Source organism: Burkholderia sp. Bp9016, assembly GCF_003857765.1.
Taxonomy (GTDB): Bacteria; Pseudomonadota; Gammaproteobacteria; order Burkholderiales; family Burkholderiaceae; genus Burkholderia.
Map to the genome: position 1 here is coordinate 198851 of NZ_QTPY01000007.1, position 25051 is coordinate 223901.

At 64.9% G+C, this 25051-nt stretch carries 24 protein-coding genes and 1 tRNA gene; 12 read left to right on the forward strand and 13 right to left on the reverse strand.

Annotated elements, in window-relative coordinates:
* Positions 1-29: 29 nt before the first annotated feature.
* The 4 genes from DIE13_RS11190 to DIE13_RS11205 all read left to right on the forward strand — a co-directional run bounded on the left by DIE13_RS11190 (position 30) and on the right by DIE13_RS11205 (position 3436).
* Positions 30-1334 (forward strand): DUF3426 domain-containing protein, encoded by a 1305-nt coding sequence (locus DIE13_RS11190; RefSeq protein WP_124827197.1) that lies wholly within the window; start codon positions 30-32, stop codon positions 1332-1334.
* A 72-nt stretch (positions 1335-1406) separates the two neighbouring features.
* Complete coding sequence (gene tpx, locus DIE13_RS11195; protein ID WP_124827198.1) at positions 1407-1910, forward strand: thiol peroxidase; 504 nt, start codon at positions 1407-1409, stop codon at positions 1908-1910.
* A gap of 94 nt (positions 1911-2004) precedes the next feature.
* Entirely contained in the window at positions 2005-2943 is a 939-nt protein-coding gene (locus tag DIE13_RS11200; protein ID WP_124827199.1) for a carbohydrate kinase family protein, read from the forward strand.
* 19 nt (positions 2944-2962) lie between these two features.
* Positions 2963-3436 carry a glycine zipper 2TM domain-containing protein gene (locus tag DIE13_RS11205; RefSeq protein ID WP_124827200.1) on the forward strand — a complete coding sequence of 158 codons (474 nt, stop codon included), beginning with the start codon at positions 2963-2965 and terminating at the stop codon, positions 3434-3436.
* A gap of 221 nt (positions 3437-3657) precedes the next feature.
* Here the strand turns inward: DIE13_RS11205 and DIE13_RS11215 are convergent, their stop codons facing one another.
* From DIE13_RS11215 to DIE13_RS11255, 7 genes are all read right to left on the reverse strand, one after another.
* On the reverse strand, positions 3658-4329 hold the full coding sequence (locus tag DIE13_RS11215; RefSeq protein WP_124827202.1) for a histone H1-like DNA-binding protein: 672 nt from the start codon (positions 4327-4329) through the stop codon (positions 3658-3660).
* Positions 4330-4357: 28 nt separating this feature from the next.
* Positions 4358-4684 carry a hypothetical protein gene (locus DIE13_RS11220; protein ID WP_124827203.1) on the reverse strand — a complete coding sequence of 109 codons (327 nt, stop codon included), beginning with the start codon at positions 4682-4684 and terminating at the stop codon, positions 4358-4360.
* Positions 4685-4766: 82 nt separating this feature from the next.
* Positions 4767-5978 carry a ribonucleotide-diphosphate reductase subunit beta gene (locus tag DIE13_RS11225; RefSeq protein ID WP_124827204.1) on the reverse strand — a complete coding sequence of 404 codons (1212 nt, stop codon included), beginning with the start codon at positions 5976-5978 and terminating at the stop codon, positions 4767-4769.
* A 364-nt stretch (positions 5979-6342) separates the two neighbouring features.
* Positions 6343-9333 carry a ribonucleoside-diphosphate reductase subunit alpha gene (locus tag DIE13_RS11235; protein ID WP_124827206.1) on the reverse strand — a complete coding sequence of 997 codons (2991 nt, stop codon included), beginning with the start codon at positions 9331-9333 and terminating at the stop codon, positions 6343-6345.
* Positions 9334-9780: 447 nt separating this feature from the next.
* Entirely contained in the window at positions 9781-10386 is a 606-nt protein-coding gene (gene ampD / locus DIE13_RS11245; RefSeq protein ID WP_124827208.1) for a 1,6-anhydro-N-acetylmuramyl-L-alanine amidase AmpD, read from the reverse strand.
* The gene (locus DIE13_RS11250) at positions 10383-10700 is read right to left on the reverse strand and encodes a PP0621 family protein (RefSeq protein WP_124827209.1); all 318 of its coding nucleotides are present in this window, start codon (positions 10698-10700) and stop codon (positions 10383-10385) included. The genes ampD and DIE13_RS11250 overlap by 4 nt, the downstream gene beginning before the upstream one ends.
* A 13-nt stretch (positions 10701-10713) precedes the next feature.
* On the reverse strand, positions 10714-11607 hold the full coding sequence (locus DIE13_RS11255) for an inner membrane protein YpjD (protein WP_096506208.1): 894 nt from the start codon (positions 11605-11607) through the stop codon (positions 10714-10716).
* Positions 11608-11696: 89 nt separating this feature from the next.
* On the opposite strand from DIE13_RS11255, the gene ffh reads away from it, so the two are divergent.
* Both ffh and DIE13_RS11265 read left to right on the forward strand, forming a co-directional pair.
* Positions 11697-13064, forward strand: a complete 1368-nt coding sequence (gene ffh / locus DIE13_RS11260) for a signal recognition particle protein (protein ID WP_124827210.1) — start codon at positions 11697-11699, stop codon at positions 13062-13064.
* 94 nt (positions 13065-13158) lie between these two features.
* Positions 13159-13710, forward strand: a complete 552-nt coding sequence (locus DIE13_RS11265; protein WP_096506204.1) for a hypoxanthine-guanine phosphoribosyltransferase — start codon at positions 13159-13161, stop codon at positions 13708-13710.
* A gap of 76 nt (positions 13711-13786) precedes the next feature.
* Here the strand turns inward: DIE13_RS11265 and DIE13_RS11270 are convergent, their stop codons facing one another.
* Together DIE13_RS11270 and DIE13_RS11275 are read right to left on the reverse strand one after the other, a co-directional pair.
* Positions 13787-14389 carry a MarC family protein gene (locus DIE13_RS11270; protein WP_048251148.1) on the reverse strand — a complete coding sequence of 201 codons (603 nt, stop codon included), beginning with the start codon at positions 14387-14389 and terminating at the stop codon, positions 13787-13789.
* A 21-nt stretch (positions 14390-14410) separates the two neighbouring features.
* A complete protein-coding gene (locus tag DIE13_RS11275) occupies positions 14411-16147 on the reverse strand; it encodes a proline--tRNA ligase (protein ID WP_124827211.1) in 1737 nt (578 codons plus the stop codon).
* Between the two features lie 217 nt (positions 16148-16364).
* Between DIE13_RS11275 and DIE13_RS11285 the strand changes: the two genes are divergently transcribed.
* Together DIE13_RS11285 and DIE13_RS11290 are read left to right on the forward strand one after the other, a co-directional pair.
* Complete coding sequence (locus DIE13_RS11285) at positions 16365-17012, forward strand: RNA pyrophosphohydrolase (RefSeq protein WP_096506196.1); 648 nt, start codon at positions 16365-16367, stop codon at positions 17010-17012.
* A 13-nt stretch (positions 17013-17025) separates the two neighbouring features.
* Complete coding sequence (locus DIE13_RS11290; RefSeq protein WP_124827212.1) at positions 17026-17634, forward strand: CNP1-like family protein; 609 nt, start codon at positions 17026-17028, stop codon at positions 17632-17634.
* Positions 17635-17729: 95 nt separating this feature from the next.
* Here the strand turns inward: DIE13_RS11290 and proB are convergent, their stop codons facing one another.
* From proB to rplU, 4 genes are all read right to left on the reverse strand, one after another.
* Positions 17730-18848: a glutamate 5-kinase gene (gene proB, locus DIE13_RS11295; protein WP_096506192.1), complete on the reverse strand. Its 1119-nt coding sequence runs from the start codon at positions 18846-18848 to the stop codon at positions 17730-17732.
* 76 nt (positions 18849-18924) lie between these two features.
* Entirely contained in the window at positions 18925-20037 is a 1113-nt protein-coding gene (gene obgE, locus DIE13_RS11300; protein ID WP_124827213.1) for a GTPase ObgE, read from the reverse strand.
* Positions 20038-20225: 188 nt separating this feature from the next.
* Entirely contained in the window at positions 20226-20489 is a 264-nt protein-coding gene (gene rpmA / locus DIE13_RS11305) for a 50S ribosomal protein L27 (RefSeq protein WP_006476999.1), read from the reverse strand.
* Between the two features lie 24 nt (positions 20490-20513).
* Positions 20514-20825: a 50S ribosomal protein L21 gene (gene rplU / locus DIE13_RS11310; protein ID WP_027783472.1), complete on the reverse strand. Its 312-nt coding sequence runs from the start codon at positions 20823-20825 to the stop codon at positions 20514-20516.
* Between the two features lie 210 nt (positions 20826-21035).
* Between rplU and DIE13_RS11315 the strand changes: the two genes are divergently transcribed.
* From DIE13_RS11315 to DIE13_RS11330, 4 genes are all read left to right on the forward strand, one after another.
* Positions 21036-22031 (forward strand): polyprenyl synthetase family protein, encoded by a 996-nt coding sequence (locus DIE13_RS11315; protein WP_124827214.1) that lies wholly within the window; start codon positions 21036-21038, stop codon positions 22029-22031.
* A 149-nt stretch (positions 22032-22180) separates the two neighbouring features.
* Positions 22181-22257, forward strand: a tRNA-Pro gene (locus tag DIE13_RS11320).
* 140 nt (positions 22258-22397) lie between these two features.
* On the forward strand, positions 22398-23687 hold the full coding sequence (locus DIE13_RS11325; RefSeq protein ID WP_124827215.1) for an HlyC/CorC family transporter: 1290 nt from the start codon (positions 22398-22400) through the stop codon (positions 23685-23687).
* A gap of 83 nt (positions 23688-23770) precedes the next feature.
* Positions 23771-25048: a GspE/PulE family protein gene (locus tag DIE13_RS11330; RefSeq protein ID WP_124827216.1), complete on the forward strand. Its 1278-nt coding sequence runs from the start codon at positions 23771-23773 to the stop codon at positions 25046-25048.
* The last annotated feature ends 3 nt before the right edge of the window (positions 25049-25051 follow it).

Here is a 25051-nt window from a genome sequence, read left to right on the forward strand (position 1 = left end):
ACTCTGGCCAGCAGGCCGCCCGGCTCGACATGCTTCTTGCGACGCGCTGCCCTCATTGCGAAACCGTCTTCCGGCTGCGGCAGGAACAGCTCTCGCTGCATGACGGGCTCGTACGCTGCGGACACTGCCAGCAGGTCTTCAACGCGTCGCAATCGCTCGTTCCAGAACTGGCGCAGCAGCCCGAGCCGGCTGCCGCCGGCGCGCAACACGACACTGCGCCGGCGCGGCTCTTCACCGCCGATGCGCCTGCCGGACCTGCGTCCGATGCCGACTACAAGCCGGAAGGCTGGGACATGTGGGCGCCGTGGCTCGACGCCGGCGTCGACCCGTCTTTGCAGCACAACGTGCAGACCGTGCGCACCGAACCGCTGGTGCCGCTGGCGCTGCCGGCCACGGAGGCCGGCGTCGTTCACCTGACCGGCACGCCCGCGCCGATCTCGCCCGCCCCTGCCGAACCGCACGCTTTCACGTCCTCCGCCCAACCGGCCGAATCGAAACCGGCTCCGTACGAAACCGGTGAGTCGTCCGTACCGTCGGCCGAGCACGATCCGCGCGAACCGCGCTTCGTCGCTCACACCCCGCCGGACACGGATGCGCGCGTTTCTGGCAGTACGACCGAACCCTTCGGCTACGCACGCTTCGCCGCACCCGACGACGAACGCGCGCCGCGCGAACCGCGCTTCGCATTCGCGCCGGCGCAAGCCGCACCGGAACCGGACATCCACTCGGACGAATTCGCCGCTGCACCAGCCGCGACCGCCGGCAAACCCGCCGTACCGTTCCCCGCCACGCTGACCGACGACGACCGCCCGCACTTCGCCGTCACGCGCGAAACACTCGCGCCGCGGCAACGTGGGGTGATCGGCGGCTTCTTCGGCGGCCTGGTCGCCGCCGCGCTCGCGGTGCTGCTCGTCGCGCAGCTCGCATGGTGGCAGCGTGAAGCGCTGATGATCCATTGGCCCGTCACGCAGGACTGGTTCCGGCAGGCGTGCGCGCCGCTCGGCTGCACATTCACGCCGCCGCGCGCGATCAACGGCCTGCGGCTCGACGCGACCGACCTGCGCCAGCTCGACGGCCCGCGCGTGCTGGAACTGAAGGTGCCGCTGACGAACCGCTACCGCGTCGCGCTCGCGTATCCGTCGCTCGAGCTCACGCTGCTCGACGACACCAATCACGTGACCGTGCGCCGCGTGCTCGCGCCGCGCGACTACGTGCGCCCGGGCACGCCGATCGACGCCGGGTTGCCGGCCGGCGCGACGCAGACTATGGTCGTGCGTCTCGAAACGAACGGCACGCCCGCATCGAATTTCCGCGTCCAGATCTTCTATCCGTGACGCGTCGCGGCGCGCGCATGCGCGCCGTCTCAACCCGCGCGCCCAAGGGGCGCGCTATTTCGGAGCACGAACATGAGCAAAGTTACGCTGGGTGGCAACCCGATCGATCTCGCCGGCACGTTCCCGGCCGTCGGCTCGCAAGCCCCCGACTTCAAGCTGGTCGGCAAGGACCTCGCCGACGTGTCGCTCGCCAGCTTCGCCGGCAAGCGCAAGGTGTTGAACATCGTGCCGAGCCTCGACACGCCGACCTGCGCGACGTCGACCCGCAAGTTCAACGAAGCCGCATCGTCGCTCGACAACACGGTCGTGATCGTCGTGTCGGGCGACCTGCCGTTCGCCGCCACGCGCTTCTGCACGACTGAAGGCCTGTCGAACGTCGTGACGGCTTCGACGTTCCGCACCGGCCGCGCATTCGCGAACGCCTACGGCGTCGACGTGACGAGCGGCCCGCTGAACGGCCTGACCGCACGCGCGGTCGTCGTGCTCGACGCGCAGGACAAGGTGATCCACGCGCAACTCGTCAGCGAGATCAAGGACGAGCCGAACTACGACGCAGCACTCGCCGCACTGAAGTAATCCGCTGCCGCCCGGCCCTGCCGCGCGAGGCCCGACGGGCCCTCCGCGCCGGCCGGGCGGCCGCCTCCCTTTGCTCTCTACAGGAACGCACGCCTTGACTACGCTGATTTGCGGCTCGCTCGCCTACGACAACATCATGACCTTCGAAGGCCGGTTTCGCGAGCACATCCTGCCCGACCAGGTTCACCTTCTCAACGTGAGCTTCCTCGTGCCGACGATGCGTCGCGAATTCGGCGGTTGCGCGGGGAACATCGCTTACGCACTGCACATGCTCGGCGGCGATGCGCGCATCATGGCGACGGTCGGCGCGAACGACGCGGACCGCTATCTCGAGCGCCTCGATGCCCTCGGGCTGTCGAAGGCGAGCGTGCGCGTGGTGGCCGAAACGCACACCGCGCAAGCGATGATCACGACCGATCTTGACAACAACCAGATCACCGCATTCCACCCGGGCGCGATGATGCAGTCGCATCTGAACCGCGCGGACGATGTGTCGGGCGTGAAGCTCGGCATCGTCGCACCGGACGGTTTCGAAGGGATGGTCCAGCACGCCGAGCAATTCGCGAAGGCCGGCATTCCGTTCATCTTCGATCCGGGCCAGGGCCTGCCGCTGTTCGACGGTGCGACGCTGCGACGCATCATTGAACTCGCGACCTTCGTCGCGGTCAACGACTACGAAGGCAAGCTCGTCAGCGACAAGACGGGCTGGTCCGAACAGGAAATCGCCAGCCGGGTTCAGGCGTTGATCATCACGCGCGGCGAGCACGGCTCGACCATTCTTCACAAAAACGGCGAAGAACAGATTCCGGTCGTGCAATCCGAGCGTGTCGTCGATCCGACAGGCTGCGGCGACGCCTTCCGGGGCGGCCTGCTGTACGGCATCGAAAATGGTCTCGACTGGGCAACCACGGGCCGCCTCGCGAGCCTGATGGGCTCGATCAAGATCGCCCACCAAGGGCCCCAGACTTACGCACTGACGCGCGCCGAAATCGATGCGCGCTTCGAGGCTGCCTTCGGTTACAGTCTCAAATGAATATTGTGGGAGAGCACAGATGTTGACGAAAAAAACCCTCACGCTCGCGGCCATGCTGACGGCCACGCTGACGCTGGCCGGCTGCTTCACGCCGCCGGGTTCGGCGGATGTCTATAGCGTCGGCCAGGCACAGCGCGAACAGACTGTGCGCATGGGCACGGTCGAAAGCGTCCGTGCGGTGCGCATCCAGTCCGACGGCGGCGGCAGCGCGATCGGCACGCTCGGCGGCGGTGCGCTCGGCGCAGTCGCGGGCAGCGCGATCGGCGGCGGCAAGGGGTCGATCCTGACGGCGATCGCCGGCGGTCTCGTCGGCGCGGTCGCGGGCAACGCGGTCGGCGAAAACCTCAGCACGGCGAACGGTGTCGAAATCACCGTGCGTCTCGACAATGGCGACCTGCGCTCGATCACGCAGGCAGCGAGCGGCGAAATGTTCCGCGCGGGCGACCGCGTGCGACTGCTGTCGAGCGGCGGCATCACGCGCGTCACGCACTAACGAGCATCCTCAGCACGCGGCGCAAGCCGCGGTCGAACGCATGTGCGATGCTGCACATGCGTTTTTTTTCGCCCCTACTCGGCCGTGCCCGCCGGCACATGGACGCAGCAATGCGGACGAAAAAAATCCCGCCATCCAAACGAGATGGCGGGACCGATTGAGTAGCGCTACTCAACCCGCGGACACCACGTGAGTGTCCGGGTGGTACTGGTCAGTCGCGATTACGGGCGGCTGCCGGTCGGGAACGGCCATGCCGCTGCCGGGTTGAGCGCGGTCTTCGCGCCCGATGCCGGCGCAACCGATGCGGTCGACGCGGTGGTTGCCGGTGCGGCCTTCTTCACGACGGCCTTCTTCGGAGCAGCAGCCTTCTTCGCCGGTGCAGCAGCCTTGGGAGCGGCAGCCTTCGGTGCAGCAGCAGCCTTCTTCGCAGGGGCAGCCTTCTTGGCGGGCGCGGCCTTCTTCGCAGCAGCCTTCTTCGCAGGCGCGGCCTTCTTGGCTGCAGCCTTCTTCGCAGGCGCGGCCTTCTTGGCTGCAGCCTTCTTCGCCGGTGCCGCCTTCTTCGCAGCAGCCTTCTTCGCCGGTGCTGCCTTCTTGGCTGCAACCTTCTTCACAGCGGCCTTCTTCGCCGGTGCAGCCTTCTTCGCGGCAACCTTCTTCACCGCGACTTTCTTAGCTGCGACCTTCTTGGCTGCAACCTTCTTCGTTGCGACCTTCTTCGCGGCAGCCTTCTTCGCCGGTGCTGCCTTCTTCGCGGCAACCTTCTTCACCGCGACCTTCTTCGCAGCTACCTTCTTCACTGCAGCGGCCTTCTTCGCCGGAGCTGCAGCCTTCTTCGCAACGGTCTTCTTGGCAGCAACCTTCTTAGCAGCCGGTTTCTTCTTGGCAGTAGCCATGTTGTTCTCCTTCAGGTTCAGATGAGAGTCAGTTCAAACTACACCCTTCGTCAAAACCCGCTTCCCGCGGACGCTGTTCAGGACGTGCGCTTCGAAGCGGGCTATTCATCGGCGTACGCGGATACCGCTCGCTTACGCTAATGAATACGGTATGGCGCGCGTGACCCCGTGGCCTCGCGCGCCAAATCAAGTCGGTAGCCGGCGCACCTCGCGCCGCCACCCCTAATCGCTTGATCAAGCGGACCGCCACACGGCCGTCCGCTTTTTCCGGAGGGAAGTTTGCCCATCCCACTGAAGGGTTCGCAAAGTGCCGATCATGTCGTTGGGCCGTTAAGGCACCGGGCATGCTTTGCATCAGGCGTTCTTGCTCCTAAACCTTGGGCCGGGACCGAGAGGCCACCGGCTGCTCCATCATGTGACGGGTTCGCTGCTGCGGGTTATTCCCAGGACAGCGCGCCGCCCGTCTGATACTCGATCACTCGCGTCTCGAAGAAGTTGCGTTCCTTCTTCAGGTCGATCATTTCGCTCATCCACGGGAACGGGTTTTCCTCGTTCGGGTACAGCGGATCGAGGCCGATCTGCTGGCAACGGCGATTGCTGATGAAGCGCAGGTAGCTCTTGAACATCGACGCGTTCAAACCCAGCACGCCGCGCGGCATCGTGTCCTCGGCGTAGCGGTATTCGAGTTCGACAGCCTGCTTGAACAGCTCGCGGATCTCCGCGCGGAATTCCGCGGTCCAGAGATGCGGGTTCTCGAGCTTGATCTGGTTGATCAGGTCGATGCCGAAATTGCAGTGCATCGACTCGTCGCGCAGGATGTACTGATATTGCTCCGCAGCACCCGTCATCTTGTTCTGGCGGCCGAGCGCGAGGATCTGCGTGAAACCGACATAGAAGAACAGGCCTTCCATGATGCAGGCGAACACGATCAGCGACTTCAGCAGCTTCTGATCCGCTTCGAGCGTGCCGGTCTTGAAGGCCGGATCCGTCAGCGTATGAATGAACGGGATCAGGAATTCGTCCTTCGCGCGGATCGACGTGACCTCGTGGTACGCGTTGAAGATCTCGCCTTCGTCGAGACCGAGCGATTCGACAATGTATTGGTACGCGTGCGTGTGGATCGCCTCTTCGAACGCCTGGCGCAGCAGGAACTGCCGGCACTCGGGCGCCGTGATGTGGCGGTACGTGCCGAGCACGATGTTGTTCGCGGCGAGCGAATCGGCCGTCACGAAGAAACCGAGGTTACGCTTGACGATACGGCGCTCGTCCTCGGTCAGACCGTTCGGGTCCTTCCACAGTGCGATGTCGCGGGACATGTTGATTTCCTGCGGCATCCAGTGGTTCGCGCAACCCGCCAGATACTTTTCCCACGCCCACTTGTACTTGAACGGCACCAGCTGATTGACGTCAGTCTGGCCGTTGATGATGCGCTTGTCGGCGACATTGACCCGCGCTTCGGAACCGCCAGCGGGAACAGCTGATGCTTGCGGCGGCACCGCAAGATCGCCTTCGAAAATGTCACGGACCTGATGGGCGGCAGGCGCTGCGGCCTGCATTCCGACAACCATCCCGGCGGAGGTGCGCAACGCGTTTTGCTGCGCTCCGCTCGCGGGGGTTACGGCAGTCTTCTCGTCATCCCAGTTGAGCATAAATTCTCACCATCAATTTAGAACGGTTTGTACCATCTTTTCCTGAGCGATAAAAGGGTTCGCTCACGAAAAATCCTTTTTTCGATTCGCGTTGCGACCTCGATACAACACTTTGAGCAACGCATCGTCGTTCATGCAGAGCGCGACGTGTGTCGCACATGTATCGCGAGGTGCGCTCGACGCATCGAACGCTGATCGAAACGCGACGCTGTCGGGGATGTTTCGATCGCTTGCCAGTGACTGCAACGCAGATGTCGCGTTACAGATTCCTTATCATTTTTTTAGTTGAGAGCGGCGCACACTTCAACCTCGATCGGTTGTCGTGCGCGCCGCTCGAACCTTCTTCAGGTCGATGCGCGCCGCGTTACTGGCAAGCTTCGCACTCGTCGAAGCCCGGATCGCCCGGACGCATCGTGCACACCGGACCGTCTGCTTCGACCGGCGCGAGCGCCGGTGCCGCATTGACCGCACCCGACGATGCATCGCCACCTGCCGCACCGAAGCCGCCTGCTGCGCCTTGCGCGCCGCCGCTGCCCGAGCCGCCCGTCGGCACTGCGTTCAGCGCGCCGTGTGCGACCGTCGACTTCTCGACGTGCGTCGCCGCCATCGTGCGGAGATAGTAGGTCGTCTTCAGACCACGCAGCCATGCGAGCTTGTAGACCTCGTCGAGCTTCTTGCCCGACGCGCCGCCCATGTAGATGTTCAGCGACTGCGCCTGGTCGATCCACTTCTGGCGACGCGATGCCGCTTCGACCAGCCACGTCGGATCGACTTCGAATGCGGTCGCGTAGATCGCACGCAGGTCGGACGGGATGCGGTCGATGCGCGACAGCATCCCGTCGAAGTACTTCAGGTCGGCGACCATCACTTCGTCCCACAGACCGCGCTCCTTCAGGTCGCGAACGAGGTACTCGTTCACCACCGTGAATTCGCCCGACAGGTTCGACTTCACGTACAGGTTCTGGAAGGTCGGCTCGATGCACGCCGACACGCCGATGATGTTCGAGATCGTCGCCGTCGGCGCGATCGCGACGCAGTTCGAGTTGCGCATGCCGTACGAGGCGATCCGCGAACGCAGCGTCGTCCAGTCGAGCGACTCGGACGTGTCGACCTCGACGTAGCCGCCACGCGCTTCCGTCAGCAGCTTCAGCGTGTCCTGCGGGAGGATGCCGCGATCCCACAACGAGCCGCGGTAGCTCGAGTAGCGGCCGCGTTCCTCGGCCAGCTCGGTCGACGCGTAGTAGGCGTAGTAGCAGACCGCTTCCATCGAACGATCGGCGAACTCGACTGCCGCTTCCGACGCGTACGGCGTGCGCAGCAGGTGCAGGCAGTCCTGGAAGCCCATGATGCCCATGCCGACCGGGCGGTGCTTCAGGTTCGAGTTACGCGCCTTCGGCACCGCGTAGTAGTTGATGTCGATCACGTTGTCGAGCATGCGCATCGCGACGCTGATCGTGCGCTTCAGCTTGTCGTGGTCGAGCGCGTAGCTGCCGTCGGCCTGCTTCACCAGGTGGGCGACGAGGTTCACGGAACCGAGGTTGCACACCGCGATTTCGGTGTCGCTCGTGTTCAGCGTGATTTCCGTGCACAGGTTCGACGAGTGGACGACGCCTACGTGCTGCTGCGGCGAGCGGATGTTGCACGGATCCTTGAACGTGATCCACGGGTGGCCCGTTTCGAACAGCATGCCGAGCATCTTGCGCCAGAGCTGCTGCGCCGGGATCTTCTTGAACAGCTTGATCTCGCCGCGCGCGACCTTGTCTTCGTAAGCCGTGTAAGCCGCCTCGAACTCCGCGCCGAACTTGTCGTGCAGATCCGGGCAGGTCGACGGCGAGAACAGCGTCCAGTCCGCGCCTTCCATCACGCGCTTCATGAACAGGTCGGGAATCCAGTTCGCCGTGTTCATGTCGTGCGTGCGGCGGCGATCGTCGCCGGTGTTCTTGCGCAGCTCGAGGAACTCCTCGATGTCCAGGTGCCACGATTCGAGGTACGCGCACACCGCACCCTTGCGCTTGCCGCCCTGGTTGACCGCGACGGCCGTGTCGTTGACGACCTTCAGGAACGGCACCACGCCTTGCGACTTGCCGTTCGTACCCTTGATATGCGAGCCAAGTGCGCGCACGCGCGTCCAGTCGTTGCCCAGACCGCCGGCGAACTTCGACAGCAGCGCGTTTTCCTTCAGCGCTTCATAGATGCCGTCGAGATCGTCCGCGACCGTCGTCAGGTAGCACGACGACAGCTGCGAGCGGTGCGTGCCCGAGTTGAACAGCGTCGGCGTCGAGCTCATGAAGTCGAAGCTCGACAGCACGTTGTAGAACTCGATCGCGCGCGTTTCGCGGTCGATCTCGTTCAGCGACAGGCCCATCGCGACGCGCATGAAGAATGCCTGCGGCATTTCGATGCGGTTGCCGTCGACGTGCAGGAAGTAGCGGTCGTACAGCGTCTGCAGGCCGAGGTAGCCGAACTGCAGGTCGCGGTTCGCGTCGAGCGCTTCGCCCAGACGCTTCAGGTCGAACTGCAGCAGCTTGTCGTCGAGCAGGCCGGCGTCGACGCCGCGCTTCAGGAACTGCGGGAAGTATTCCGCGTAGCGGGCCGACATGTCGGCCTGCACAACTTCCTCGCCGAGGATCTCGCGACGGATCGTGTGCAGCAGGATGCGGGCCGTGACCTGGCTGTACGCCGGATCCTTTTCGATCATCGTGCGCGCAGCGAGGATCGCCGAGTCGTAGACCTGGCTCATCGGCACGCCGTCGTACAGGTTCTTCACCGTCTCCGCGACGATCGGGTCAGGGTTAACCGCAGCGCCGAGACCGTCGCATGCCGACACGATCAGCGCGCGCAGTGCGTTCAGGTCGAGCGGGCGCGTGACGCCGTTGTCGACGACGTTGATGCCGGTGCTCGCCTCGCCGCCGACTGCCGCTGCTTCCTCGCCCGCATGCTGGCGCTCGAGGTGACGCTTCTCGCGATACAGCACGTACGCACGCGCGACGTTGTGCTCGCCGCCGCGCATCAGCGCGAGTTCGACCTGATCCTGAATGTCTTCGATATGGAACGTACCGCCGTTCGGACGGCTACGCACGAGCGCGCGCACGACGCTGTGCGTCAGCTGCTCGACGAGTTCGCGCACGCGCGCCGATGCCGCGCCCTGCCCGCCATTGACGGCCAGGAAAGCCTTGGTCACCGCGATCGCGATCTTCGAAGGCTCGAACGACACCACGCTGCCGTTGCGGCGGATCACCTTGTAGTCGGCGAATGTGGCTTGCGGCGCGAGGCCCTGCGCGCCCTGTTCGGTCCCGCCGAGCGGACGGCTCGAGGCGCTCTCGTACTGGGAGGTCGCGTTGTCGGTGGTTTGCATATGCAAAGCTCCTGGTGTTGGATGGTGCGGAGAGAACCGCGGATTAAAACGAACGCTGCGCAATGCGGTGCGCAAGCGGTAAGAGGCGAGCGATGCGTCGGGGAAACCGGTGCGGCCGATGCGCGACAACCGATCCGGTCGTGTGCTTCGTCATGTATACCCTGCCCCGTCGAAGTTCGCTGCGCTTGATCGCGACGCCCGGACCGCCCGGCCTGATGCGCCGCCTGAGAACCCTGTCCGCCGGCGTTGCCCGCCGGCCGGTGCCGCTGGGGTTTCCCCTGCGGCACACACTATATCTAGTACAGAACTACTCAACCGGCACCAAGTATAGTGGACATTCGGACGAGGTCAAAACGGAGAATTTGCGCGAAAGGTATTGACATCACCCCTGCCCCCCGGACGGGCAGACGTGACAAGGCATTGGTCGGAAAAATTTTTTTTGCCGGCTCAAAAACCCTGCGCTCGGTGCTGACGGAAAGGAAAGTATTCGGCGGAAAAGCCGGCATCGTCCGCGAAGCGTTGCCAATCGAAGTGCGGACCCGGGTCGGTCTTGCGGCCCGGCGCGATGTCGGAATGCCCCGCTACCGCATCGACCGGGTAGCGCGCCGCAAGCGTGCGTGCGAGCACGCCGAGCGTTGCGTACTGCGCCGCGTCGAACGGCACGTCGTCCGCGCCTTCGAGCTCGATGCCGATCGAGAAGTCGTTACAGCGCGGCCGGCCGAAGAAATCCGACGCGCCCGCATGCCACGCGCGCTCGTCGCACGACACGAACTGCACGAGTTCGCCGTCGCGGCGGATCAGGAAGTGCGCGGACACGCGCACGCCGCGCAGATGACTCTGGTAATAGGGGTGCGCATCGCAATCGAGGCGATTCAGGAACAGCGCCTCGATCGCGTCGCCGCCGAACTCGCCGGGCGGCAGGCTGATGTTGTGCACGACGACGAGCGTCGGTACCGCGCCCGCGGGCCGCGCCTCGAAATTCGGCGACGGGGCATGGCGCGCTTCACGCACCCAGCCGTTCGCGTCGACCGACAGCAGCGGCACGGCGCTCATCGCGCGTCGGAGCCGCTCGCGTGCGTGCGATGGCGCTGCGCGTGCTCGGTGCTGCAGAAATACTCGCCGTCCGACACGACGGCTTCGCCCTTCGGCGCATGCACGCCGCATTCGGCGCAGCGCACCATCGGTTCGGGCAGCGAGCGTGCATCGCCATTCGGGCGTGCCGCGCCGGCGCCGCCGTGACCGGATGCGCCATCGTAGCCGGCGCCGCGGCCGGTGCGCGCCTGCGCGTGCTCCTGGGCCTGGCGCAGCTTGCGCGCGATCCACGAACCCGCGAAGAAGAGAAGAATCAGGAGAAGAATCTGTCGCATCGGAAACCTGCGTTCAAACCACGGAGCGGTGCAGCAGCACCTCGAAAACGAACCGGCTGCCCACATACGCGAGCAGCAGCGCGGCAAACGACACGAGCACCCAGCGCGCGGCGCCACGCCCGCGCCAGCCCGATGTCTTGCGCGCGACCAGCAGGCCGCCGAACATCAGCCACGACAGCACCGCGAACACGGTCTTGTGGTCGAGCCGCAGCGCGCGCGCATCGACCTGCTCGCTGAACAGGATCCCCGATGCAAGCGTCAGCGTGAGCAGCACGAAGCCCGCGCCGATCAGCCGGAACAGCAGCTTCTCGAGCGTGAGGAGCGGCGGCAGCGTTTCGAGCCAGCTCGCGATCCAGCCGGTCGAGCCGCCGCGTCCGCCGCTTCGCAGCGACTGCAGACGGCGCTCGACCATCAGCATCAGGATTGCGTGCAGTGCGGCGATCGCGAAGAGACCGTACGCGATGTTCGCGATCAGGAAGTGCATCTTGAACAGCGGCGCTGCGGCGTAAGGAAGCACCCGCACGCCGCCGAACACGAGCGGCAGCAGCGACGCGACGCACGCGAGCGGCAGCACGAGCAGGCGCAGGCTGTCGAGCGGGAAGAAAAAGCTCTCGATCCAGTAGATGCCGGCGCCGAGCCAGAACATCGCGGACAGCGCGAACGCGAAACCGAAGATCATCGCGTCGTTCGGGAAGATCGTCATGTGCAGCAGCACGCCGTGCGCGACGAGCGCGGCAAACAGCAGCGCGCGGCCGGCCCCGCTCATCCCCGACGCGGCGGACGCAGGGACCGGTACGGCCGGCACGCTCGCGACGAGCGGCGTCGCGCCCTGGCGGTGCGTGCGCCAGCCTGCAACGGCGAGGCCGCCGTACAGGAATGCGGTGAGGGCATACAGTACAATATCCATGTTCGAAGTTTACACTAGGCCCCCTTCCCGCGACGGCTCCCTTTGTCAGGTTCCATCGCGCCTTCGGGCCCCACTGTCCATCGCTCCCCATGCTCGACAATCTCACTCAACGGATGGCGCGCGTCGTCAAGACGCTGCGCGGCGAGGCCCGGCTTACCGAGGCGAACACCCAGGAGATGCTCCGCGAGGTGCGTCTCGCGCTGCTGGAGGCCGACGTCGCATTGCCCGTCGTCCGCGAATTCATCGCCAAGGTCAAGGAAAAGGCGCTCGGCGAGGAGGTGATCAGCAGCCTGTCGCCGGGCCAGGCGCTCGTCGGCGTGGTCCAGAAGGAGCTGACCGCGGTGATCGGCGGCGACTACGAAGGCAAGGCCGCCGAGCTGAACCTCGCGGTCACGCCGCCCGCCGTGATCCTGATGGCCGGCCTGCAGGGTGCCGGCAAGACCACGACCGTCGGCAAGCTCGCGAAGCTGCTGCGCGAGAAGTACAAGAAGAAGGTGCTGACGGTGTCGTGCGACGTGTATCGCCCGGCCGCGATCATGCAGTTGAAAACGGTGACCGAGCAGGTCGGCGCCGACTTCTTCCCGTCGACACCGGACCAGAAGCCCGTCGACATCGCGGTCGCCGCCGTCGACTGGGCGAAGCGCCACTACCATGACGTGCTGCTCGTCGATACGGCCGGCCGTCTCGGTATCGACGAGGCGATGATGCAGGAAATCGCCGCGCTGCACGGCACGCTGAAGCCGGCCGAAACGCTGTTCGTCGTCGACGCGATGCTCGGCCAGGACGCGGTCAACACCGCGAAGGCGTTCAACGACACGCTGCCGCTCACCGGCGTCGTGCTGACCAAGCTCGACGGCGATTCGCGCGGCGGTGCGGCGCTGTCGGTGCGTCACGTCACGGGCAAACCGATCAAGTTCGTCGGCGTCGCCGAAAAGCTCGACGGCCTCGAGGTGTTCCACCCCGACCGGATGGCGAACCGGATCCTCGGCATGGGCGACATCCTCGCGCTCGTCGAGGAAGCGCAGCGCGGCGTCGACGTACAGGCCGCGCAGAAGCTCGCCGACAAGGTAAAGAAAGGCGGCGACTTCGACCTGAACGATTTCCGCGCGCAGATCTCGCAGATGAAGAACATGGGCGGCCTGTCGTCGCTGATGGACAAGCTGCCCGCGCAGTTCCAGCAGGCGGCGGCCGGCGCCGACATGGGCCAGGCCGAGAAGCAGATCCGCCGGATGGAAGGGATCATCAGCTCGATGACGCCCGCCGAGCGCGCGAAACCCGAAATCATCAAGGCGACGCGCAAGCGCCGCATTGCAGCCGGCGCGGGCGTGCCGGTGCAGGAAGTCAACCGGATGCTGAACCAGTACGATCAGATGCGTACGATGATGAAGAAGCTGAAGGGCGGCAACATGCAGAAGATGATGCGCGGCCTGAAGGGCATGATGCCCGGCATGCGCTGATTTCGCCTGTCGGCCGGCGCGCGGGTTTTTGCCGTAGCGCGCGCCGGCCGTTCTGCTTCATTCTTGTTTGTATACCGACTGGCCGCCAGAACACATGAACCGCGAAGAAGCCCTCCACATTTTCGACCACTCCGAAGAGATCGTCTCGGCCGATGCCGTCAACGCTTCGATCTCCAAGATGGCCGACGCGATCCGCGCCGAGATCGGCGACGCGTTCCCGCTCGTTCTCTCGGTGATGGGCGGCGCCGCGGTGTTTACCGGGATGCTGCTGCCGCATCTCGATTTCCCGCTGGAGTTCGACTACATCCACCTGACCCGCTACCGCAACACGACGCAGGGCAGCCCGGAGATGCACTGGCGCGTCGCGCCGCGAGAATCGGTGAAGGACCGGATCGTGCTCGTACTCGACGACATCCTCGACGAAGGCGAAACGATGGCCGCGATCCGCGACCGCATCCTCGACATGGGCGCGAAGCGCTTCATGTCCGCCGTGCTGTGCGAGAAGACGCTCGCGAAGGCGAAGCCGCTGCACCCCGATTTCTGCGGCTTCTCGGTGCCGGACCGCTACGTGTTCGGCTGCGGGATGGACGCGAAGGGTTACTGGCGCAATCTGCCGACGATCCGTGCGCTGACCACGAACGTCTGATCGCCCTGCCCCGACGATAAAAAAGCGGCGCACCGGTTTCCCGGCGCGCCGCTTTTTTTGGCCTGCGCGGCCGACGTTACAGCTGGTGCACGAATGCCCGGATGCCGGCCAGCAGCATCTCGACCGAGATCGCGACTAGCACGAGACCCATCAGCCGCTCGAACGCCGCGACGGTTCGCTCGCCGAGCCATTGCTGGATCCGTTCGGCCAATACCAGCGTGATCGCACAGACGATCATCGTGACCGTCAGCGCGCCGACCCACTCGAGCATCTTGCCCGGCGCCTGCGACGTCAGCAGCATCACCGTCGCGAGTGCCGACGGGCCGGCCAGCGCCGGAATCGCGAGCGGCACGATGAACGGTTCGCCACCCGCGCGCGGATCGCTGCCGAGCGCGCCGTCCGGATGCGGAAAGATCATCCGCAGCGCGATCAGGAACAGCACGATCCCGCCGCCGAGCCGCAGCGACAGGTCGGTGAGACTCATCATCCGCAGGAAGCGGTCGCCGACCACCATGAAGAACAGCAGGATCACGAACGCGATCCCCACTTCACGCAGGATCAGCTTCACGCGCCGCTCGCGCGGCACGTCCCGCATCGCCGAAATGAACAGCGGGATGTTACCGAGCGGATCCGTGATCAGCACGAGGAGCACGGTGGCCGACAGGAAGGTGTATTCCACCGTGTCCCCCGATTGCCGCGATCAACGCGCGAGCGCGGCGCGGATCTTCTCCGTCACCGTGGCCGCAGCCGTGTCGGCCGGCAGCAGCGTCGCTTCGGCATCGCGGCGGCCCTGGTACTCGATCTTGCCTTCCTTCAGGCCGCGCTCGCCGATCACCAGGCGATGCGGCACGCCGATCAGCTCCCAGTCGGCGAACATCACGCCCGGGCGCTCGCCGCGATCGTCGAGGATCACGTCGATGCCGGCCGCCGTCAGCTCCGCGTACAGCTTGTCGGCCGCCTCGCGAACCATGTCGCTACGGTCGTAGCCCATCGGGCACAGCACGATTTCGAACGGTGCGATCGACTCGGGCCAGATGATGCCCTTGTCGTCGAAGTTCTGTTCAATCGCCGCGCCCAGAATGCGCGTGACGCCGACGCCGTAGCAACCCATCAGCATCGGCTGCGGCTTGCCCGACTCGTCGAGGAACGTCGCGCCCAGCGCTTCCGAGTACTTGGTGCCGAGCTGAAACACGTGACCGACTTCGATGCCGCGGCAGATGTCGATCGTGCCCTTGCCGTCCGGCGACGGATCGCCCTTCTTCACGTTGCGCACGTCGGCGACGTCCGGCTCCGGCAGGTCGCGGCCCCAGTTCACACCCGCGATGTGATAGTCGACCTCGTTCGCACCGACAACGAAGTCGCTCATGTTCGCGACCGTGCGATCGGCGATCACCTTCACCGGCTTCTTCGTGCCGACCGGGCCGAGATAGCCCGGCGGCGTGCCGAACCACTCGACGATTTCCTGCTCGGTCGCGAAGCGGTGGTTCTTCAGACCCGGCAGCTTCGACACCTTGATCTCGTTCAGGTCATGGTCGCCGCGCAGCATCACGAGCCAGATGGTCGGCTCGGCGCCTTCGTTGTCGGTGGCCAGCACGATCGACTTGATCGTACGCTCGAGCGGGATCGCCAGCAGCTCGGCGACGGCTTCGCACTTCGCCTTGCCGGGCGTCGCGACCTTTTCCATCGCTTCGGCCGGCGCCGCGCGCTCCGCGACCAGCGGCAGCGCTTCTGCCGCCTCGATGTTCGCCGCGAACTCGGACGTCGGGCAGTAGGCGATCGCGTCCTCGCCGGTATCGGCGATCACGTGGAACTCGTGCGAGAAGTTGCCGCCGATCGAGCCGCTGTCGGCCGCGACCGCACGGAACTCGAGACCCAGGCGCGTAAAGATGCGCACGTACGCGTCGTACATCTTGCGATACGACTCGTTCAGGCCGGCTGCGTCCTTGTCGAACGAATACGCGTCCTTCATGATGAATTCGCGGCCGCGCATCACGCCGAAACGCGGACGGATCTCGTCGCGGAACTTCGTCTGGATCTGATAGAAGTTCACCGGCATCTGCCGGTAGCTCTTGATCTGGTTGCGCGCGATATCGGTGACGACTTCCTCGTGCGTCGGCCCGATCACGAAGTCGTTGTCCTTGCGGTCCTTGAAGCGCAGCAGCTCGGGGCCGTACTGCTCCCAGCGCCCCGATTCCTGCCACAGCTCGGCCGGTTGCACGGCCGGCATCAGCAGCTCGATGGCGCCTGCCCGGTTCATTTCCTCGCGCACGATCGCCTCGACCTTGCGAATCGAGCGCAGGCCGACCGGCAGGTAGTTATAGATGCCGCCGGCGACACGACGGATCATGCCGGCGCGCACCATCAGCTTGTGGCTGACGATCTCTGCGTCGGCCGGTGCTTCTTTGAGGGTGCCGATAAAGAAACGGGAAGCTTTCATGCGGACGGTTCCAAATACGGCGCCCCAGGCGGGGCGCCCGAAAAAGTTTCAAGGTGAAAAAGCTGCGCGCGACGAACGGCGATGGCGCAGATGACGTAGCAGACAAATCAGGGACAATTCAGCCGATGCACCCCGGGCGGATTCGCTCCGTCACGGTGCGCAGCGCCCGTTATCTGTTTATAATCAAAGCAATTTTAAAGGATTCGAAGGTGGTTGTATGCTGGATCGTGAAGGCTTTCGCCCGAACGTCGGCATCATCCTCTTGAACGCGCGCAACGAGGTGTTTTGGGGCAAGCGGCTCCGCGAGCATTCCTGGCAGTTTCCTCAAGGTGGGATCAAGTATGGCGAGACCCCCATGCAGGCGATGTACCGGGAGCTGCACGAGGAAACCGGCCTGCACCCGGAACACGTCAAGATAATCGGCCGCACTCGCGACTGGTTGCGTTACGAGGTGCCTGACAAGTTCATCAAACGCGAAGTACGCGGACATTACCGCGGCCAGAAGCAGATCTGGTTCCTGCTGCGGATGGTCGGACGCGATTGCGACATTTGCTTGCGCGCGACCGACCACCCGGAGTTCGATGCGTGGCGCTGGAACGAGTACTGGGTGCCGCTCGATGCGGTGATCGAGTTCAAGCGGGATGTCTATCAGTTGGCGCTGACGGAACTGTCACGCTTCCTGCGCCGCCCGGCGCAGCGAGCCGACAAGCCGCGTGGGCCGCGTCCGTCGCGCTATCCGCGCGTGATCGGCACGCAGGTCCAGCAGACGCTGACGATTGTCGACACATCGGTGGTTTGTTCGGAGATCGAAATGGACGCGAGCACGCTCGACGAGCTGCCGCCCCAGGTGATCATCGGCAAGTGACGAGTCGGACTGCATGACCGGGCGCGACCTTGGTGTCGCGCCCTTTTTTTACGAGGAATGCATATTGAAAGCGATTGCTCTCGCGCTCGCATCGATCGCCGCAGCGGCGGCACTGGCCGGCTGCGCGAATTCGAAGACGCCGACCAACAAGGATGACAGCGCCTTCGTGTATCTGCTGGACCGCCAGGGCAACTGGAAGGAGAACCCGGTCGATACGCTGCCTGCGCTGCCGCAAGCAGGTGACCTGCTGCCATTCAACGTGTCGCAGAACACGCCGCTCAAGTTCGCCATCGATGCGAAGTCGCTCGCGGTCGGCACCGACGGCGTCGTGCGATATGCGGTCGTCATCACGAGCCCGGCCGGCGCGCGCAACGTGAACTACGAAGGCATCCGCTGCGACACCTATGAATGGCGCCAGTACGCGGGCCTGAATTCGGATCACGACGGCTGGGACCGCACGGTCGAGAACGACTGGCGCCGCATCGAGAACGGCGAGCTGAATGCGTATCACGCCGCGCTCTACCAGGACTACTTCTGCTCGAACAAGATGCCGCAGGGCTCGACCCAGCAGATTCTGGAGAACGTCCGGTTCCACCGTACCGCGATGAGCCAGTTGCACTGACCGAGCGGCACGGGACATCTGGCCGCTGGCCGCCGCAATGAAAAAGCCCGCGCAATGCGGGCTTTTTTGTCGTTTGCCGATGCCAGGCCGAGCGGTTACACCAGTACGAGGTTGTCGCGGTGAATCAGCTCGGGCTCCAGCATGTAGCCGAGGACCGTCTCGATCTCGCCGCTCGGCTTGCGGTGAATCAGCTTCGTTTCCGCGCTGCTGTAGTTCGTGAGGCCACGCGCCACTTCGCGCCCGTCCGGACCGACGCACGCGATCACCTCGCCTCGCGCGAACGCGCCCTGCACGCCAGTCACGCCGATCGGCAGCAGGCTCTTGCCGCCGCCGGTCAGTTTCTCGACCGCACCCGCATCGATCACGACGTGCCCGCGCACCTGCAGATGATCGGCCATCCACTGTTTGCGCGCCGCCATCCGTGCAGTGCGCGCGATCAGCTGCGTGCCGATCGCCTCGCCCGCGGAAAGCCGCACCAGCACGTCGGGCTCCCGCCCGCTCGCGATCACGGTGTTCGCGCCGCTGTGCGCCGCGCGCTTTGCCGCCAGGATCTTCGTGAGCATCCCGCCACGGCCGAGGCTCGAGCCTGCGCCGCCCGCCATCGCCTCGAGTTCCGGCGCGCCGGCGCTGGCTTCCGCGACCAGCGTCGCGTTCGGATCCTTGCGCGGATCGGCGGTGAACAGCCCCGACTGGTCGGTCAGGATGATCAGCGCATCGCCTTCGATCAGGTTCGCGACCAGCGCACCGAGCGTGTCGTTGTCGCCGAACTTGATTTCATCGGTGACGACCGTGTCGTTCTCGTTGATGATCGGCACGACGCCGAGCCGCAACAGCGTAAGCAGCGTCGAGCGGGCATTCAGGTAGCGCTCGCGATCGGCCAGGTCGGCGTGCGTGAGCAGGATCTGCGCGGTGCGGATATCGTGCTCGGTAAAGCGGCTCTCATAGACTTGCGCGAGCCCCATCTGGCCGACAGCAGCGGCCGCCTGCAGCTCGTCGATCTCGCGCGGGCGCTTACTCCACCCGAGCCGCTGCATCCCTTCGGCAATCGCCCCCGAACTGACGAGCACCACTTCCTTGCCCTGAGCGCGCAGCGCGGCGATCTGGGCAGCCCAGCGGCCGATTGCAGCATGATCGAGTCCCTTGCCGTCGTTGGTCACGAGGCTGGAGCCCACCTTCACCACCAGTCGCTTCGAATCCGCGATGATCGAACGCATCGTGCGCTGTCTCCTGTATCTGATGCGCGATTAAATTCCGGCACCGGGCCGCGCGCCCGGTGCATGTCGGAGCCGCTCAGGCGTCGCCGCCGGGCGTCGTGCCGCCATCGGCTGGCGGCGCATCGCGGAACCGCACGTCCGCGGCCAGATCTTCCTCCTCCGCCACGCGGTGCGCTTCCGAATGCTCGGCGAGGTAGTCGTAGATCGCGTAGCAGAGCGCTTCGCAGCCCTGACCCGTGAGTGCCGAGATTTCGAATACCGGGCCGTCCCAGCCGAAACGTTCGAGGAAATCGGCAACGCGCGCCTTGCGCTCGTCTTCCGGCACCATGTCGAGCTTGTTCAGCACGAGCCACCGCGGCTTCTCGTAGAGCGCCTCGTCGTACTTGCGCAGTTCGCCGACGATCGCCGTCGCTTCCGCGACCGGATCGACGTTTTCATCGAACGGGGCCAGATCGACGAGGTGCAACAGCACGCCGGTGCGCTGCAGGTGGCGCAGGAACTGGTGACCAAGGCCCGCGCCTTCGGCGGCACCCTCGATCAGCCCCGGGATATCCGCAATCACGAAACTCTTGCTCGGGCCAACCCGCACGACGCCGAGATTCGGCGCGAGCGTCGTGAACGGATAATCGGCGATTTTCGGCTTCGCATTCGACACCGACGAGATGAACGTCGACTTGCCGGCGTTCGGCATGCCGAGCAGCCCGACGTCGGCGAGCACCTTCAGTTCCAGCCGCAGCATGCGTCGCTCGCCGGGCTTGCCGTCGGTCTTCTGGCGCGGCGCACGGTTCGTGCTCGACTTGAAATGCAGGTTGCCGAGGCCGCCGGAACCGCCCTTCGCGAGCATCACCTGCTGGTCGTGCTCGGTCAGGTCGGCGATCAGCTCGCCCGTGTCCATGTCCGTGACGACCGTGCCGACCGGCATGCGCAGCGTGATGTCGTCGCCGCCCTTGCCGTAGCAATCGGAGCCGCGACCGTTTTCGCCGTTGCGTGCGAGATGCTTCTTCGCGTAACGGTAGTCGATCAGCGTGTTGATGTTGCGGTCGGCGATCGCGTAGACGTTTCCGCCCCGGCCGCCGTCTCCGCCGTCCGGCCCGCCGAACGGAACGAATTTCTCGCGGCGCATCGACGCGCTGCCATCGCCTCCGTCGCCGGCGATGACTTCGATTCGTGCTTCGTCAATGAACTTCATTCGTTACTCCGACCAGTATTACCGCTATTGTGCCGCGCGCCGGCGCGCTTGGACAATCTGCCGTTCGGCCGATTGCCCGCCGGTTGGGCGACAACCACCGGCGCGCACATGCGCCCGGCGGCCAAATAAAAAAAGGCCCCGCGAAGACTGCGGGGCCTTTCGGCTACGAAGCCCTTGGGTGCCTGAACTTAGGCAGCCGCCGGGACAACGATGACCAGATGCTTCTTGTCCGCGCCCTTGGTCGCGAACTTGACGTGACCGTCGACCAGCGCGAACAAGGTGTGATCCTTGCCCATGCCGACGTTCTCGCCAGCGTGCATGCGGGTGCCGCGCTGACGCACGATGATGCCGCCCGCGTTGATTGCCTGGCCGCCGTACACCTTCACGCCGAGACGTTTCGACTCGGAGTCGCGGCCGTTCCGGGAAGAGCCGCCTGCCTTTTTGTGTGCCATCTGATTGCTCCTTTACCGAGGCGCTTACGCGTTGATCGCGTCGATGCGCAGCTCAGTGTAGTTCTGGCGGTGGCCGCCGTGCTTTTGGTAGTGCTTCCGGCGACGCATCTTGAAGATGGTGACCTTGGCATGACGACCGTGCGACACAACGGTGGCCTTGACGGAAGCCCCACTGACCAGCGGCGCACCGAACTTAATCGATTCGCCTTCGCCCACTGCGAGAACCTGGTCGAGCGTGATTTCAGCGTCAATGTCAGCCGGTATCTGTTCTACTTTGAGTTTTTCGCCAACGGCAACTTTGTACTGCTTGCCGCCGGTTTTTATGACCGCGTACATTGAGAACCTCACTCTGGATCCAATTTTTCCGCACACCACGCGCGGAAAACACGTGATTATACATGGGGTTAGCACCGAAGTCAAAACCGATCCGCGATTGCCGCGTGCAAGCCCTGGCCAGACGGCCAAAATCGCGGCTGCGGCGCGTCCGGCAGACCGGGATATCTCGGATTCGACTTATAATCCGCCGCATCACCCATTTCGATCATCATGTCGTCGTCCACCGCCTCCCCCACCCTCAGCGCCGCCCACCTGCTCGCTCCGATCGCAAGCGACATGGAGCAGGTGAATCGCGTTATCCGGCAAAGCCTCGCGTCCGACGTACTGCTGATCAACCAGATCGCCGAGTACATCATCGGTGCGGGCGGCAAGCGGCTGCGTCCGGCCCTGCTGCTGCTCGTCGCCGGCGCGCTCGGCGAGACGTCGCACCAGCGGCACGTGCTGGCTGCCGTCGTCGAGTTCATCCACACCGCCACGCTGCTGCATGACGACGTCGTCGACGAGTCCGAACTGCGCCGCGGTCGCCAGACGGCCAACGCGCTGTTCGGCAACGCGGCAAGCGTGCTGGTAGGCGACTATCTCTATTCGCGCTCGTTCGAGATGATGGTCGGCGTCGGCAAGATGCGCGTGATGGAGATCCTGTCGGAAGCGACGACGATCATTTCCGAAGGCGAAGTGCTGCAGCTTCTCAACATGCACGATGCGGACGTCGACGAGACGCGCTACATGCAGGTGATCCGCTACAAGACCGCGAAGCTGTTCGAAGCATCGGCACGACTGGGCGCAGTGCTCTCGGGCGCCGATGCGCCGACCGAAGCTGCCGCGGCCGAGTATGGCCGCCGCATCGGCACCGCATTCCAGATCATGGACGACTGGCTCGACTACGCGGGCACGGCCGAGGCGATGGGCAAGAACGCCGGCGACGATCTGCGCGAAGGCAAGCCGACGCTGCCGCTCATCTATTTGATCGAACGCGGCACGCCCGAACAGTCCGCGCTCGCCCGCGAAGCGATCGAACAGGGCGGCACCGATCGCTTCGATACGATTTTCGACGCGATCACACGTTCGGGTGCGCTCGACCATACGCTCGAATGCGCACGCCAGGAAGCACAGGCCGCGGCGGCCGCGATCACCGCGTTCCCGGATTCGATCTACAAGGAAAGCCTGCTCGAGCTGTGCTCGTACTCGACGTCGCGGCAGTCGTAAACGCGCCGCGAATCGAAGGCGATACCTTGTCTCGAAAAATTTCTTCATCAAGGTATTCCATTTTGGAAAAAACATCGTTATAGTTACGTTCTTGCTTGAGACGACGCAGCGATCTAAACGAAAACTGCGAAGTTGGAAGGGCAAAAAATCGGGGTGTAGCTTAGCCTGGTAGAGCGCTACGTTCGGGACGTAGAGGCCGGAGGTTCGAATCCTCTCACCCCGACCAGATTTTGAAAAAACCGTGCACCATGTGCACGGTTTTTTTTTGCCCGTTCGCACGGGCCGTCGCGCCATGTGCGACACATCCCGGCCACTGGCCTCTGCTATATTCCCTCCATTCCTGTCCTTCACTGCCCTTTCCGACGCGTGGACCAAATTCCCTTATGGGCGCAAATCAGCGCCGTCTTCCTGCTTCTCCTCTGCTCCAGCTTCTTTTCCATTTCCGAGACCGCGATGATGGCGCTCAACCGTCACCGGTTGAAGCATCTCGCCGGCCAGGGCGTGCTCGGCGCGAAGACCACGCAGGGCCTGCTCACCCGCACCGACCTGCTGCTCAGCGTGATCCTGATCGGCAACAACCTGTTCAACACGATCATCCCGGTTCTGACGACGTCGCTCGCGCTGCATACGTTCGGCCGTAACAACCTCGCGCTGTCGATCGCGACCGGTGTCGTCGCGTTCCTGATCATCGTGTTCGCGGAAATCGCGCCGAAGATCGTCGGCGCGACCTATCCCGAGCGCATCGCGCTACCTGCGAGCCTCGTGATCGCGCCGCTCATGCGCGTGTTCAAGCCGGTCGTCTGGTTCGTCAATGCACTCGCGAACGGCGTGCTCTGGGTGCTGCGCATCAACACGAAGAAGGGCCGCGACCAGCGGATGTCGGCCGACGAGCTGCGCGCGATCGTGCTCGAGTCGAGCAGTTTCATGCCGACCAAGCACCGCAGCATCCTGCTCAACCTGTTCGACCTCGAAAACATCACCGTCGACGACGTGATGGTGCCGCGCCGCCAGATCGAGTCGCTCAACTTCTACGCGCCGCTCGACGACGTCCTGCACCAGCTCGAGACCTGCTATCACAACCGGTTGATCGTGTACGAGGGCGACATCGACAAGGTGCTCGGCGTGCTGCACGTGCGCAAGACGCTCACCGCGCTGCACAACCAGGATTTCGACCGCGAAACGCTGCGCACGCTGCTCGCCGAACCGTACTACGTGCCGTCGGGCACGCCGGTCGTTCAGCAGCTCCAGTATTTCCAGGAAAGCAGGCAACGTACCGCGCTCGTCGTCAACGAGTACGGCGAACTCGAAGGCCTCGTCACGCCCGAGGACATCATCGAGGAACTGATCGGCGAATTCACGACGTCGATGCCGCGCAGCGAGCGCGCGGGCGGCTGGGACGAGAACGGCGAATGTATCGTCGCCGCCAGCATGCCACTGCGCGAACTGAACCGCTGGCTGCACCTGCAACTGCCGACCGACGGGCCGAAAACGCTGAACGGCCTGATCCTCGAAATCCTCGAGGAAATTCCGGAAGGCGACGTGTGCCTGAAAATCCGCGACGTGATGCTCGAGGTGATGCGCAGCGACGATCAGGCCGTGCGCACCGTCAAACTCTTCAAGCCGCGCGGCACGCGCGCACGCGCCGCCGCGCACTAGCCGAACGGTCGACTGCCGGCGCCGCCGACGATCCGCGATCATTTACCGGTCACGATCAACAGGCGTCCGACACGCCGGCTCACATGCATTTCAATTCTCCCGCGGCGCCGCTGCATACCGAGCGGTCGCCTGCTCCCCCCGACACGTTGCCCGCATCGCGCGCCCGCCCGCTCGATGCGGCGCAGCTCGACGATTCTCCCGCCGTCCGGTTGCTGACCGACACGCTTCACGCAGCCCGCGTGCGCGATGCATCCGACATCCACGTCGAACCGTTCGAATCCGGCTGGCGCATCCGTCTGCGCATCGACGGCGTACTCCATGAACATGCGCGACCGCCCGCTCACCTGCGCGACGCACTCGTCACGCGGATCAAGGTGCTCGCGCGTATGGACATCGCCGAACGCCGGCTCCCACAGGACGGTCGACTGCGCATTGCGGTCGACGCCGGCATGCGGGGCGACTATCGGGTCAGCTCTCTGCCCACGCTGTTCGGCGAGAAACTCGTGCTGCGTCGCCTGGAAACCCTGCCGCCCGACCTCACGCTCGCGCGCCTCGGCTTCGACGCACGGCAGGCGGCTGCAATGGAGGTTGCGATACGCGCACCGCACGGCCTCGTGCTCGTCACCGGGCCGACCGGCAGCGGCAAAACGCTGTCGCTCTACTGCGCGCTGCAGATGCTCGACCGCGACGCACACAATGTATGCACGGTCGAGGATCCGGCCGAGATCCAGCTCGACGGCATCAACCAGGTCGGCGTCGTCGAGAAGGCCGGCCTCACCTTCGCGACCGCGTTGCGCGCGCTGCTGCGGCAGGACCCGGACGTCATCATGGTCGGCGAGATTCGCGATGCGGAGACGGCCGACGTCGCGATCAAGGCCGCGCAGACGGGCCACCTCGTGCTGTCGACACTGCATACGAACGACGCGCCGGCCGCCGTCGCGCGACTGCTCGACATCGGTGTCGCGCCGTACAACCTCGCGGCCGCGTTGCGCCTCGTCACCGCGCAGCGCCTCGTTCGGCGTCTGTGCATCGCGTGTCGTGTGCGCTCCGACGCACCCGCGTGCGTGCTGCGTGAAGCCGGCTGCGATTCGGCGGCCCTGGAATCCGGTTGGCGCCCGTTCGTCGCGCGGGGTTGTGCCGCCTGTCACGGCATCGGTTATCGCGGCCGGATCGGCCTGCATCAGACGATGCCGGTTTCAGCGGAGATGGCAGAGCGCATCGTGGCGCGCGCGAGTGTCGGGGCGCTCGCGCAATGCGCGGCGGCCGAGGGCGTGCTCGGCCTGCGCGATGCCGCGCTCGCGCACGTTCGCGACGGCACGACGAGCATGGCAGAAGCACTCGCCGCGACCCCGGACGCGTAATCG

Excerpts from the sequence above, each read along its gene's own strand:
- proB (WP_096506192.1), bottom strand. The coding sequence starts at position 18,848 with ATGCGTTCGATCATCGCGGATTCGAAGCGACTGGTGGTGAAGGTGGGC.
- tpx (WP_124827198.1), top strand. The coding sequence starts at position 1,407 with ATGAGCAAAGTTACGCTGGGTGGCAACCCGATCGATCTCGCCGGCACG.
- rpmA (WP_006476999.1), bottom strand. The coding sequence starts at position 20,489 with ATGGCACACAAAAAGGCAGGCGGCTCTTCCCGGAACGGCCGCGACTCC.
- DIE13_RS11215 (WP_124827202.1), bottom strand. The coding sequence starts at position 4,329 with ATGGCTACTGCCAAGAAGAAACCGGCTGCTAAGAAGGTTGCTGCCAAG.
- ampD (WP_124827208.1), bottom strand. The coding sequence starts at position 10,386 with ATGAGCGCCGTGCCGCTGCTGTCGGTCGACGCGAACGGCTGGGTGCGT.
- ffh (WP_124827210.1), top strand. The coding sequence starts at position 11,697 with ATGCTCGACAATCTCACTCAACGGATGGCGCGCGTCGTCAAGACGCTG.
- DIE13_RS11275 (WP_124827211.1), bottom strand. The coding sequence starts at position 16,147 with ATGAAAGCTTCCCGTTTCTTTATCGGCACCCTCAAAGAAGCACCGGCC.
- DIE13_RS11315 (WP_124827214.1), top strand. The coding sequence starts at position 21,036 with ATGTCGTCGTCCACCGCCTCCCCCACCCTCAGCGCCGCCCACCTGCTC.
- DIE13_RS11285 (WP_096506196.1), top strand. The coding sequence starts at position 16,365 with ATGCTGGATCGTGAAGGCTTTCGCCCGAACGTCGGCATCATCCTCTTG.
- DIE13_RS11250 (WP_124827209.1), bottom strand. The coding sequence starts at position 10,700 with ATGCGACAGATTCTTCTCCTGATTCTTCTCTTCTTCGCGGGTTCGTGG.
- DIE13_RS11205 (WP_124827200.1), top strand. The coding sequence starts at position 2,963 with ATGTTGACGAAAAAAACCCTCACGCTCGCGGCCATGCTGACGGCCACG.
- DIE13_RS11235 (WP_124827206.1), bottom strand. The coding sequence starts at position 9,333 with ATGCAAACCACCGACAACGCGACCTCCCAGTACGAGAGCGCCTCGAGC.
- DIE13_RS11265 (WP_096506204.1), top strand. The coding sequence starts at position 13,159 with ATGAACCGCGAAGAAGCCCTCCACATTTTCGACCACTCCGAAGAGATC.
- DIE13_RS11255 (WP_096506208.1), bottom strand. The coding sequence starts at position 11,607 with ATGGATATTGTACTGTATGCCCTCACCGCATTCCTGTACGGCGGCCTC.
- DIE13_RS11225 (WP_124827204.1), bottom strand. The coding sequence starts at position 5,978 with ATGCTCAACTGGGATGACGAGAAGACTGCCGTAACCCCCGCGAGCGGA.
- DIE13_RS11190 (WP_124827197.1), top strand. The coding sequence starts at position 30 with ATGCTTCTTGCGACGCGCTGCCCTCATTGCGAAACCGTCTTCCGGCTG.
- DIE13_RS11220 (WP_124827203.1), bottom strand. The coding sequence starts at position 4,684 with ATGCAAAGCATGCCCGGTGCCTTAACGGCCCAACGACATGATCGGCAC.
- rplU (WP_027783472.1), bottom strand. The coding sequence starts at position 20,825 with ATGTACGCGGTCATAAAAACCGGCGGCAAGCAGTACAAAGTTGCCGTT.
- DIE13_RS11330 (WP_124827216.1), top strand. The coding sequence starts at position 23,771 with ATGCATTTCAATTCTCCCGCGGCGCCGCTGCATACCGAGCGGTCGCCT.
- obgE (WP_124827213.1), bottom strand. The coding sequence starts at position 20,037 with ATGAAGTTCATTGACGAAGCACGAATCGAAGTCATCGCCGGCGACGGA.
- DIE13_RS11290 (WP_124827212.1), top strand. The coding sequence starts at position 17,026 with ATGACCGGGCGCGACCTTGGTGTCGCGCCCTTTTTTTACGAGGAATGC.